The following is a 12,387-nucleotide window of genomic DNA, read 5'->3' on the forward strand; positions in this document are numbered from 1 at the left end:
AACAACCCGCCAGTGGTTTTAACCACTGTCTTATAGCTAAAGTCGTCTTCATACGACTGGATGAGAGTTTTAGTCCACTTAAGTGGACTTAAGCTATGACGCCGGAGTTTTAACTCTGGGCGGGTGAGAACACCTTATTGAGAATGGTGCAAGATATCAGATAGAGAATCTGTGCATTTGTGGAGCGGTTCTCGCTACCTGTTCACTTCGCTCTCTAGTAAAGTCCATCAGCTTCTAACTACCATTCCCCAACTTTTCCCGATCGCTATCGCCAGCAGGAGGTTCCACTTCAGTTACACCATTCCACTCATCCGGCAAAGCGCGCTGAACCGAAGGTTCCGCTTCGTGATCGCCAAATCGAGCAACAACCAACCAGCCAACGTAGGTTTGGCCTCTCTAGGTCAGTGTAGATCGTTGACTTCCTAGCAAGACTTTTAAAATGAGTGAGATAGGCAGCTATAGCAGTTCTCACTTGTGTGAAGTACATAGCGAAAAACCTAACCCCCAACCCCTTCCCTACAAGGGAAGGGGAGTTAAGAATCAAAGCCTCTCTCCTTGTAGGAGAGAGGTTTGGAGAGAGGTCATACTGTATCTCATCCAATCGAGTAAGGACTATAGCCTGCCTGCGTTCGTCATAACCTTCTCACACATTCTGTGGACTCATGGCTTTTTCTTCGATCATTCGGGCACTGGAGCGATCGCCCCTGACGGGAGAACTACTCTCCAAGCTGAATCGCGCTTCATCGCTACATCTGAATGGTGTCTCCCGCCTAGCGAAGGGATTGGTGGCATCTGCTCTGTCCAAAGCGAGTCAATGCAACTTGTTCGTCGTTTCTAGCACTCTAGAGGAAGCCAGTCGCTGGGCAACACAACTGGAAGCGATGGGCTGGGACACTGTCCACTTGTACCCAACCTCCGAAGCCTCGCCCTATGAGCCATTTGACCCAGAATCTGAGATGACTTGGGGACAAATGCAGGTGTTGGCAGATTTGGTGGAACAGTTGAAAGTTAGAAGGTTGAAGGTTGAAAGTTCAGAAGACCATAACCTTCAACATGCAAACCTTCAACTCTCTACCCCTCGAATGGCGATTGTCGCTACACAAGCGGCGCTGCAACCCCACCTACCGCCAGTCGATGCCTTTAAGCCCTACTGCTTGACACTCAACCGGGGAATGACGTGGGATTCCAAAACGATTGATGAGAAGTTAGCGCGACTGGGTTACGATCGCGTTCCCTTGGTGGAAATGGAAGGTCAGTGGAGTCGGCGGGGTGATATTGTTGATATTTTCCCCGTCTCCGCAGAATTGCCGGTGCGGTTGGAATGGTTTGGAGATGAACTCGATCAGCTACGAGAGTTTGACCCTGCCACACAACGCTCCCTGGATAAAATTGACCACTTGGTGCTGACGCCTACGGACTTTGGCCCCATTGTGGCTGAGGTGCTGAGTGCCTCTGGAGTCGAACAAGTCAAAGCCCATCTGTCTCCTGAAGAACAAGACGCTTTGGAGACAGGCATACCCCCAGAAGGCATCCGCCGCTTTCTCGGTATTGCGTTTGATCAACCCGCTTCAATCCTCGATTACCTGCCGGAAAATACCGTTATTGCGATCGATGAACCAGAACAGTGTAGAGCACATAGCGATCGCGCTTACGAACACGCCGAAGAACAACTCACCCTTATTACTCCGTCACTGCCTAAAATCCATCGTTCGTTTGACGATTCCCTAGCAACCGTAGAACACTTTAACAAATTAAACCTCTCGGAACTGGCGGTCGAAGAGTTGAAGGTTGGCAAGTTGAATGTTGAAGGTTCAACCCAACCTTCCAACGTTCAACCTTCAAACCTTCAACCTGCTATCAATCTGGCCAGTCGTCCCGTACCCGTGACGCCGCACCAATTTGCCAAGCTGGCTGAGGTGATTCGTGGGGAACGTGATCGCAACTTCTCAATTTGGCTCGTTTCCGCCCAACCCAGTCGTTCCGTCTCCCTGCTGCAAGAACACGACTGTCCTGCACAGTTTGTTCCCAACTCCCGCGACTACCCAGCCATTGATAAGCTGCAAATCCAACACACACCGATCGCGGTGAAATATTCAGGATTAGCAGAAGTCGAAGGCTTCATTTTACCGACCTATCGTATCGTGGTCGTCACCGACCGCGAATTTTTTGGGCAGCATACCCTCGCCACGCCCAGTTATGTCCGCAAACGACGCCGCGCAGCCTCGAAGCAGGTTGACCCCAACAAGCTACAGCAGGGGGATTATGTTGTTCACAAAAATCACGGGATTGGTAAGTTCCTCAAGCTGGAAAGCCTGACTCTGAATCACGAAACCCGCGAGTATTTGGTGATTCAGTATGCGGATGGCTTGCTGCGAGTTGCGGCTGACCAATTGGGGGTACTCTCTCGGTTTCGGGCGACTGGGGAACGTCCGCCAGAACTCAATAAGATGTCTGGCAAAGCATGGGAAAAGACCAAGAATCGAGTTCGCAAGGGAATTAAGAAACTCGCGGTTGATTTACTGCAACTTTATGCCCAGCGATCGCAACGCCAAGGGTTTGCCTTCCCCTTGGATTCACCCTGGCAGGAGGAGTTAGAAGATTCCTTCCCCTACCAGGCAACACCTGACCAGTTGAAGGCGGTGCAGGATGTAAAACGGGATATGATGAGCGATCGCCCGATGGATCGGCTGGTTTGTGGGGATGTCGGCTTTGGTAAAACTGAAGTCGCAATTCGGGCGATTTTCAAAGCCGTTACAGCGGGTAAGCAGGTTGCCTTCCTCGCCCCAACCACGATTCTCACTCAGCAGCATTATCACACGATTAAAGAACGCTTCGCCCCTTACCCGATTCATGTGGGTTTGCTCAACCGTTTCCGCACCCCTGAGGAACGCAAGGAAATTCAACGACGCCTTGCCACAGGAGAATTAGATGTGGTCGTGGGTACGCATCAGTTGTTAGGGAAGGGGGTAAGCTTCCGGGATTTAGGACTGTTAGTGATTGATGAAGAACAACGGTTTGGGGTGAATCAGAAGGAGAAGATTAAGTCGCTCAAAACTCAGGTAGACGTTCTTACCCTCTCTGCAACACCCATTCCCCGTACTCTTTATATGTCATTATCGGGGGTACGAGAGATGAGTTTAATTACCACTCCACCGCCCTCACGGCGACCGATTAAAACCCATCTTGCCCCCTACGATCCAGAAGCCATGCGCACGGCGATTCGTACCGAACTCGATCGCGGAGGTCAGGTGTTCTACGTGGTACCCCGGATTGAGGGTATTGAAGAGGTGGGTACCCAACTACGGGAGATGATACCAGGGGTAAGACTTGCGATCGCTCATGGTCAGATGGATGATGCGGAACTGGAAGCGACGATGCTGGCTTTCGGTAATGGTGAAGCGGATGTTCTCGTTTGTACCACAATTATTGAGTCGGGCTTAGATATCCCCAGAGTAAACACCATCTTAATTGAAGATGCCCATAAGTTTGGCCTAGCCCAGCTTTATCAGTTGCGGGGACGGGTGGGTCGAGCTGGTGTTCAAGCTCATGCTTGGTTATTCTACCCGAAGCAAAAGGTACTTTCCGAACAGGCTCGGCAGCGCTTACGAGCGATTCAGGAGTTCACCCAGTTGGGTTCGGGTTATCAATTGGCGACGCGAGACATGGAAATTCGCGGTGTTGGCAATCTCCTGGGTGTGGAACAGTCGGGACAGATGGAGGCGATTGGGTTTGACCTTTATATGGAGATGCTGCAAGAGGCGATTAAAGAGATTCAAGGGCAAGAAATTCCCAAGGTGGATGATACCCAGATTGACCTCAATCTCACCGCCTTTATCCCCGCTGACTACATCCCCGATTTAGATCAGAAGATGAGCGCATATCGAGCCGTTGCCTCTGCTGAATCCAAGGATGAGTTAGTTCAGATTGCAGCGGATTGGAGCGATCGCTACGGGCCCATTCCTGCGGCTGCCAATCAGCTACTACGAGTGGTGGAACTCAAACAAAGTGCCAAATCGTTAGGGTTCAGTCGCATTAAACCAGAGGGCAAGCAGAACGTTATCTTAGAAACGCCGATGGAGGAACCCGCTTGGAATCTGCTCAAGGAGAATTTGCCGGAACATTTGCGATCGCGCTTGGTTTATATGCCTGGAAAAGTTACTGTCCGGGGGTTAGGTGTCCTGAAGGCGGAGCAACAGTTAGAGAACTTGATTAACTTCTTGAGTAAGATGCAAGGGGCACTGCCAGAACCTGCTCTCGTTTGAGTTTTAGGTAAGTGGGCGTAACATCTTTTGTATGTCGAGTAATACCAATTCTCTCAATGCTTGCTACAGATACTGTTCTTGAACCCCCCTTCAAAAGGAGGGTTGGGGGGATCTATATGTAGTCTCTCTTGCATCGAAATGGTATTACTTGGCTACAAACCATCAATATTTCGACAGTAAGTAAATGGGTATAAGTAAAAGGCAATGGCTTACAGTGACTTTAAACTGAGCGAACTGATAAAAACCTTTGGCTTAACTATTAGAGAAACGGTTGATTTGTTTGCAGATGTTGAAGAGGTTGAATGTAGCGAAAATCTGGCTTTCAATCTCAGAGATAATATACCGTTAGCTGTAGCTATCGGTACGGAAAAAGCTCGTTCTGAAATGATTATTGTTCCGATATTATTGGAGATTAAAAGACGACTAAAACATCAAATCAGTTTATTTTTTGGTACAGATTTTAACGTTGACTTTGAAAAAGGATTAAATGGAATTTGTGACTTTATAATTAGTCTTTCTCCGGAACAGCTTTTTGTTAGCGCCCCAGTGATTACTCTTGTAGAAGCCAAGAATGATAATATTAAATCTGGCTTAGGACAGTGTGTTGCGGAAATGATTGCCGCACAAATATTTAATGAACGAGAGGGGAATGATATCATACCCATTTATGGAGTAGTAACCACGGGAGAACTCTGGAAGTTTTTGAAATTAGAAGAGAAACTTGTATCTATTGATTTAAGCAATTATCCGGTGGGCAATGCCAATAAGATTTTAGGAATTTTATTGAGTACTATCCACGACCAAACAGACGGACGTAATTAAAATCCAGAACCTAATGAATAAGAATAATACTTACCAAATATCGGGGCAGAGAAAAGATAGCTACTAGACCTATTGCAGAAGTAGGGAAAAAAGAAAGGAAAAAGGGAACACTAGACCTGTTTTGAAAGTCTCCTTTCATCCTGGAGTGTGAGCGGTACGCTCATTAATATCTCTTGCTTTCGGGTGTGGTCATAAGTAGTTGGTTGGGTGGAAGAATCCCCTTTGTCTTCCTTGTCTCCCTTGTCTCCCTTGTCTCCCTTGTCCCCCTTACCTCCCTATCACCAACGGTTTTTGACCACACCCGTTGCTTTCATTCAATTTTTGCCCCCCTAGCCCCCCAATTCTGGGGGGAACATGAGTTCAAAGTCCCCCAAAATTGGTGGATTTAGGGGCATTCTAGGATTTATGCAAGAGGTCTACTCTATTCGCCTTTTACCCTTCACTTTTCCCCCAATCTCTATGAGATTTTTGAATCAAAGCAAGAGGCCTAATCTACGCGGCGATATTTAAATTCACAGCCCTCTCGATCCACGAAGGTCAAAATGCTTCCAGAGGTTGAGAATTTATAGAGTACCTCTTCATCGCTGGCGATCGCAATCCTCACCTGGTTGCCTTCCAAGACTTCATATCCCCCTGCATCCCATAACGTAAAGTCTAGCCCCTGGTCACCTTTCTTGCCGACATAGATACCGCGTTCAGAAAATTCCACAGTATCTGGGTAAGCTTCGCTGCACTTGGTCGAGGTCACCTTTTGCCATTGCCCTACAAGCGTCATGTGTTTCTCCTGAATCTCATGATTTGTCCTGTGGTTTAACCCAGGGGTACATCCTATGCTAGACACTGACAGGCTAAGCCAAATAATAACGCTGATAACAATAGATAATCCGGCTCTGGGCCAATAGAGGATGTTCATTCTATTTAAAGATGAATGCCATAACTTCAAAGAGTCGCCCACGATGTCCAAGTACTCTTGTGGGCGACTGACCAAGGCTTAACTCATAGGACTTACGCATAGCCCCCCTTGAATGCGGGGGGTTGGGGGGAGCTAAGAGCAGTTGAAAGACCTGAAATCCCGTTCAGCGTGCGTAAGTCCTGACTCAGAATCTTTCAGCCTATCGAAACAATTTACAGCGACTGAACCAAATCAACGATTTCGTCACTTGCACTGACATCGTTGACCTTGTCCTGAAGCATCTTGACTAGCTCCTTAACAGGTTGGTTCCCTGAGTCTTTTTTGCCATGTTTCACCAACTCAGCGGCATCCTTAATCTCAAGTTCAGTAAGGACAGCCGTTTCGTCTAACAACTCGGCGGCAGCTTTGAGGTCAGCTTTGCGTTTTCCAAACCGTTTACCCACGCGCTTAGCTTCTACAATTGCATAGTGGGGACGGAGCACCGGATTGTCTAAAGCAGCCTGAATTGTCTCAATTCCTTCTTGAAGGTGGTCGCCTCCAATAGCCAGAGTCAGCAAAGCATCAGGTGTTGAAAGAACCTTGAGAGCGGCTTTGGCGTGTTCTTCATCAACGGGTGGCGTAACCATAGCGCTGGCTTCACCTGTGGTGCTGACAGCGAAACCATTGACCTCCCACTCAACTTCCACGATGACACGGTAAAGACCGGAAAGTGGAAATAGCGAACCCTGAGCACCGCGTAACAGCGTCATAGAGTGACTCATGCTCTTGCCGGGTTTAAGAAGGCGCAACTTCTCGTCATCCACACACAGGACGACGGGCTTAAAGGTTCGAGTCGTCCCAGACGGATCGATCACTTTTCCCTTCACAAAACCTGATTTGAGGCTTAAGCTTGCCGGAACAGGAATTTCCTGCTTGGTTGTGTTGACCAATTTGAAGTTGATTCGCATGGGTGCACCAATAGGCACGGCCTCCAGCAGTGGAGATACCTGGAGTTCTAGTCCCTCGACCTCCTCGATCAGATCGTTGGGACTGATGGGTGTCGTGTTGTAAGAGGTGCCAAAGGGAGTACCACCGGGACGTACATACTGATCTGGCATATGCCGCAACCGTTTGCGATCGTCGGGCGCATGTGACCATTGGATATTGTTGGGAAATTGCACAGGTGGTACAGCGCTCGCTGCAATCACATCCGTCGTATTCATAATGCCCATATCGACGGTGTTATGGTATAGTCCCATCGCGTGCCCAATCTCGTGGACTGCCGTGCGGAAATAGGGAGCGGTGGCAGTACCGAAGCGCATATTTTTTACCAGCCCCCAAGGGTCTGCATTCGGGACGACCCAATGGGAGGAGATACCAGCCCCCTCGCGAGGAACATTGTTCGAGTCCGTGCCGCCGTTATCGTACATAATGCCCCGCGAGGTGGAATCAAGTCGGCGCACACAAAGCACATGATAGCGCCATTCGGCGTCGAGATTTGCCGAATCACGACGGGCGAGCATGGCGGCGTGCATTTCCGCGTCTGACCAAGATTCACCGCTCGGCTCTACCACGTCCGAGTTACTTTCGATGACTGTGAGGTCCCATCCTACTTGGTCGAAGATCGTGCGCCAATCAGTATCAGCCCCGTTATTCAGTGGAACTTCAGAAGCTGACACTCTATCAATTTCCATTACAGCCCTTCGTAGGTACGAAGACACCCAGCCCATCGTGAGTGTGCCAACAACGGCTCCAGTGCTATCCTTAACATCACCCGTTAAGTAATCAGAACTGCTGGGATAGCCGAGCGGGGCTGGAGTCCAGCTCATGAGGGCGGTGAATGCCCCCTCATTAGTCCAACTATTGGTGGCATGATTGAACAGATAACGCTCGAATCCCAACGTGAAGCTGTTGCCTATCGTAACGAACTCAAGAATTTGCGTGATTCGGAGATAGTACCGATATCGATTTCGCGGAAAGACAGGAATTCCTAGTGCTGGGTTGGGTTCAACTGGGGGAAGAGAAGGTATAGGGAATTGGAACCAGCGGTGGAGGTAGAGATCGCCACTTGCGATTGTATTGGTGCCATCGTGTTCAACACGCATAGTACCGTCGTAATGAATGAAACCAAGAACGGGGCCAGTTGCAACAGGCGTGTAGCGGATTAGGTAGCACCCCCCTCGCAAGCTCCGGAAGCGAATCGGTGGCAAAACTATTGGGGGATTGGGCAGTTGCGGACTTGGCAGTTCTGAGATGGGAATTGGGTTGGGCAGTGGCGGAGTTGGTGCATCTGGGTTCGGAACCAGTCCTGCCTTGGGGATAAACGATGATTCTACAGGTTGAGATGATGAATGGTTGTTCAAAATATTGCTCCTGCTAATTTCACGGCACTGTCAAGTCCGTCTGGGGATTAACTTGACAGTGCCGTTTGCTTGTCTACCTGTTTATTTTGAAAATTGCAGGGAAGTGTTGGCAGTACCCTCAAGGGTACTCTTGCGTTGGAGTGTTGCTTCAAACGAAAAAGCGCGGCAGAAGTGGTCGCCCGATTTTGGATTTTGGATGCAAGGATTTTGGATTGGCTCCGCAATGAGCGGACGGAGCTTGAAATTCAAAAAATTTTTTTGATAATTCCCCTTAAAAAGGGAGGCTTGAAACCCCTTTTTTGGGTCAGATTCTTTGCTCTTCAATGATTCGCTTCCAAGAAAATGCGCTTAACAGGGGTATAAATAAGAGGTGATTGCCACTCCAAAAGTCCTATTAGCTGTTTACGAAAATATCCATTACCAGCACATATATAAAATTTTATCCGGCTAAGGCTGATGGGGGCAGTAGTTCCTGCTTACTGCCCTGCAAGACTTTAACTTGACCCTCTTCGTCTACATCAACAACAACGCTGTCTCCGTCTTTAACACGACCGCTTAAGATTTCCTCGGACAGGCAGTCTTCCAAGAGCCGTGTGATTGCCTGACGCAGAGGACGTGCTCCATAACTGGGGTCATAACCTTCTTCCACCAAGCGGTCTTTAAACCGTTCAGTAACTGCCAACGTAATTCCTTGCTCCTTTAACCGACTGCATACTTCCCCTAAAAGAATAGAAGCAATTTGTTTAACTTCATTCTTAGTGAGTTGCCGGAAGACAATAATTTCATCAAGACGATTGAGGAACTCAGGACGGAAGTAAGCTTTAAGTTCTTCATTCACTAACGAGCTAATGCCTCTGTATTGAGCGTCAGCTTGATTTTCACTCGAATTAAAACCAAGACCACTACCACCTTTTTCAATCACTTTAGAACCGATGTTGGAGGTCATAATCAACAACGTATTCCTAAAGTCTACAGTTCGACCTTTCGTATCAGTCAAACGACCGTCTTCCAGAATTTGTAACAGCAGGTTGAACACATCCGGGTGTGCTTTTTCGATTTCGTCAAATAGTACAACGCTATAAGGATGACGGCGCACGGCTTCGGTTAGCTGTCCCCCTTCGTCGAAACCCACATATCCTGGAGGGGAACCGATGAGCTTGGAGACGGTATGACGCTCCATGTATTCAGACATATCCAACCGAATCATGGCTGATTCAGCGCCAAAGAAGTAAGCGGCTAGTGACTTGGCGAGTTCCGTCTTACCCACCCCAGTGGGGCCGGAGAAGATAAAACTGGCAATTGGGCGATTAGGGTTACTGATGCCAACGCGAGCGCGACGAATAGCACGAGAAATCACCTTGACGGCCTCGTCTTGACCGATGAGCCGAGTATGTAAAATATCTTCCATCTGGAGGAGCTTTTCGGACTCGGATTCGGTGAGTTTGTTTACTGGGATTCCCGTCCATGAGGCGACAATATGGGCGATGTCCTCCTCATTGACCACGGGAGAGTTGTCAAGAGTCGTAGACTGGGAGTTATTGCCTTGGATGAGTACCCGAATCTCCGCCTGAAGTTCGAGTTCGCGCACGCGCATTTTTCCCGCCTTGGTAAACTCTTGCTCGGCAACCGCCTCTTCCTTATCCTTAAGAATTTGGCGCAGCTCTTTATTCAGGCTCTTGGCCGTTGATGGCAAATTGGAGTTGAGTATCCGGACGCGAGAACCTGCTTCATCAATCAAGTCAATGGCTTTGTCAGGTAGAAAGCGGTCTGAGATATATCGGTCTGAGAGCTTAGCGGCGGCTTCTAGAGCAAGGTCGGAGATTTTGAGCTTGTGGTGCTGCTCGTAGCGATCGCGCAAACCGTATAATATTTCAATCGTCTCCTCAACGCTGGGTTCATTCACCATTACGGGTTGGAAACGACGTTCCAAAGCCGCATCCCGCTCAATATACTTTCGGTATTCATCCAGAGTGGTTGCACCAATACATTGAAGTTCGCCACGAACTAGGGCAGGCTTGAGGATATTAGCAGCATCAAGGGTACCTGCCACTGCTCCAGCCCCAACCAAAGTATGAACCTCGTCAATGACTAAGATGACATCTTGGCAAGCACGGATTTCTTCTAGGATTTTCTTGAGGCGTTCCTCAAACTCGCCTCGGTACTTAGTACCTGCCAGCAACGAGCCTATATTCAGGGAGAGAACCTGCTTGTCTTGAAGGCAATCGGGAACATCGTTGTTGACAATGCGCTGAGCGAGTCCCTCTGCGAGTGCCGTTTTACCGACTCCTGGCTCTCCGATCAAAATCGGATTGTTCTTGGTGCGACGAACCAGAATTTGAATCATGCGTTCAACTTGCTCTTGGCGTCCCACGACGGGATCGAGCTTGCCTTGGGAGGCGAGTTGAGTCAAGTTGCTACCACACTCGTCCAGAGTTGGGGTCTTTGTGCGGGTGCGGCTCCGCTCATTTTGGGTAGGTTTCGTTTCGGAAAGCATCTCAATCACTCTAGTCCGGGCTTCTTTTGAGTCAATGCCCAGGTTTAAGAGTACTCTTGCCGCTACACCCTCTCCATCCCGGATTAGGCCCAGAAGTAAATGTTCGGTGCCAATGTAGTCCTGTCCAAAGGAGCGAGATTCTTTCAGGGACAGCTCAAGAACACGCTTACTTCTCGGGGTGAAGGGAATCTCAACAGCGACAAAGCCAGAACCCCGACCAATAATTTTTTCAACTTCTTCCCTTGCCTCTTTGAGCGTGAGGCCCATCGATTGCAAGACTTTTGCGGCGACACCAGTTCCTTCTCCAATCAGACCCAAAAGGAGCTGCTCTGTACCTACAAAATTGTGACCGAGGCGACGTGCTTCCTCTTGAGAGAGCCTAATCACCTTAATCGCTGTATCTGTAAAGCGTTCAAACATGGGGGTGTCCTTATGGAGGGAGTAATTGCTGTCCTGTCTACGAGCGGGCTTTTAAGCTAGCCAATTCAACGGTTGCCTCTCGGTGGAACTGAACCACACAGGAGGCTGATTCGCGATAAGGCACACAGGTGGAGACTTTCAGTGTGATGTTGTTGGGCGTCGAGTCTAGTAAACGTTGCACCGTACAGGCTTGCATCCTTCCCTTACAGTAGGCCAAGATGCGGTCTCCGACTTTAATATCTAACGCTTGAATGTTCATTTGTACTCACCCTCATAATCAAGGAATTGGCTCAGTCCGTCGTATCCAGCCCGAAACACCGCTTATCGGCACAACTCCATTGAGCAAGCCGTTGAATTTCCTGGAGGTGTCTTGGTTCGCTACCGCCCTTATCGCCCAAAGCCTGTCAGATAGTGAAGAGTAGACTTCTCGCTCCTAGCTACTCAACTGTTGTAGTGTCTCTTAAGGGTAGCACGGAAATAAAGTTCGGCATTATATCAAAAAATAAAATTTATAGTCAAGTAATACTGTTATACTGAAATTATTATTCATCCTGGTAAAAATGCTGGCTAAGTTAACGACGCCGCACCAATTGCTGACTCACCTGGCAACTCGTCACAGTCGGCAGCCTCCAGTCATAAGTCTTGATTATTCAATAATAGGTAAGCATACTTGTCCTTGCTGCTCAGATACCTTGCTCCGTCATATGTGTTTTGGAGGGCTTTACTGGCGATGTAGCTCCTGTAATCAAGAAATGCCCATCTAAAACTCAACGCCACAACAGAAGTAGCAATCCTTAAATGAAAACCAAAAAAGCGATGAAGACCAGCGAACTTTTAAGCCGATACGCAGTGGGGCAAAGGGATTTTAGGGGCGTGAACCTGATGGGGGCACAGCTAAAAAAGGTCAATCTGAGTTATGCCGATTTGAGTGGTGCAGATTTGAGAGGTGCAAACTTAACAGCCGCCAATCTCAGTTATGTCAATCTTCAGGATGCTACCCTAACTGGGGCAAACTTAACGGAAGCTAACTTGACACAAGTCAACCTAACTCAAACCCACATTCATGAGGTTAACTTCAGTCGTGCCAACCTGCGTGGGGCAATCATGCCGGATGGAGTGATTCTAACTTAGTGA

Annotated in this window: 8 protein-coding genes; 3 read left to right on the forward strand and 5 right to left on the reverse strand. The window is 48.6% G+C overall.

Annotated features, from left to right (window positions below):
• Nucleotides 1-234 precede the first annotated feature (234 nt).
• Nucleotides 235-372, reverse strand: coding sequence for a hypothetical protein (locus V6C93_RS33575; RefSeq protein ID WP_333481032.1), 138 nt, complete (start codon nt 370-372; stop codon nt 235-237).
• 290 nt (nt 373-662) lie between these two features.
• Here V6C93_RS33575 and mfd point away from each other — a divergent pair, with 290 nt between their 5' ends.
• On the forward strand, nt 663-4,262 hold the full coding sequence (gene mfd / locus V6C93_RS33580; RefSeq protein ID WP_333481033.1) for a transcription-repair coupling factor: 3,600 nt from the start codon (nt 663-665) through the stop codon (nt 4,260-4,262).
• 204 nt (nt 4,263-4,466) lie between these two features.
• Complete coding sequence (locus tag V6C93_RS33585) at nt 4,467-5,084, forward strand: hypothetical protein (protein WP_333481034.1); 618 nt, start codon at nt 4,467-4,469, stop codon at nt 5,082-5,084.
• 487 nt (nt 5,085-5,571) lie between these two features.
• Here V6C93_RS33585 and V6C93_RS33590 read toward each other — a convergent pair whose 3' ends face one another.
• The 4 genes from V6C93_RS33590 to V6C93_RS33605 form a co-directional block, all read right to left on the reverse strand.
• The gene (locus V6C93_RS33590; protein ID WP_333481035.1) at nt 5,572-5,859 is read right to left on the reverse strand and encodes a hypothetical protein; all 288 of its coding nucleotides are present in this window, start codon (nt 5,857-5,859) and stop codon (nt 5,572-5,574) included.
• 350 nt (nt 5,860-6,209) lie between these two features.
• Entirely contained in the window at nt 6,210-8,339 is a 2,130-nt protein-coding gene (locus tag V6C93_RS33595) for a hypothetical protein (protein WP_333481036.1), read from the reverse strand.
• A gap of 439 nt (nt 8,340-8,778) precedes the next feature.
• Nucleotides 8,779-11,253: an ATP-dependent Clp protease ATP-binding subunit gene (locus tag V6C93_RS33600; protein ID WP_333481037.1), complete on the reverse strand. Its 2,475-nt coding sequence runs from the start codon at nt 11,251-11,253 to the stop codon at nt 8,779-8,781.
• A gap of 37 nt (nt 11,254-11,290) precedes the next feature.
• On the reverse strand, nt 11,291-11,512 hold the full coding sequence (locus V6C93_RS33605; protein WP_333481038.1) for a hypothetical protein: 222 nt from the start codon (nt 11,510-11,512) through the stop codon (nt 11,291-11,293).
• 539 nt (nt 11,513-12,051) lie between these two features.
• On the opposite strand from V6C93_RS33605, the gene V6C93_RS33610 reads away from it, so the two are divergent.
• Nucleotides 12,052-12,384, forward strand: a complete 333-nt coding sequence (locus tag V6C93_RS33610; RefSeq protein ID WP_333481039.1) for a pentapeptide repeat-containing protein — start codon at nt 12,052-12,054, stop codon at nt 12,382-12,384.
• Nucleotides 12,385-12,387 lie beyond the last annotated feature (3 nt).

Origin of the sequence: Allocoleopsis sp. (genome assembly GCF_036703385.1) — a bacterium.
Lineage (GTDB): Bacteria > Cyanobacteriota > Cyanobacteriia > Cyanobacteriales > Coleofasciculaceae > Allocoleopsis.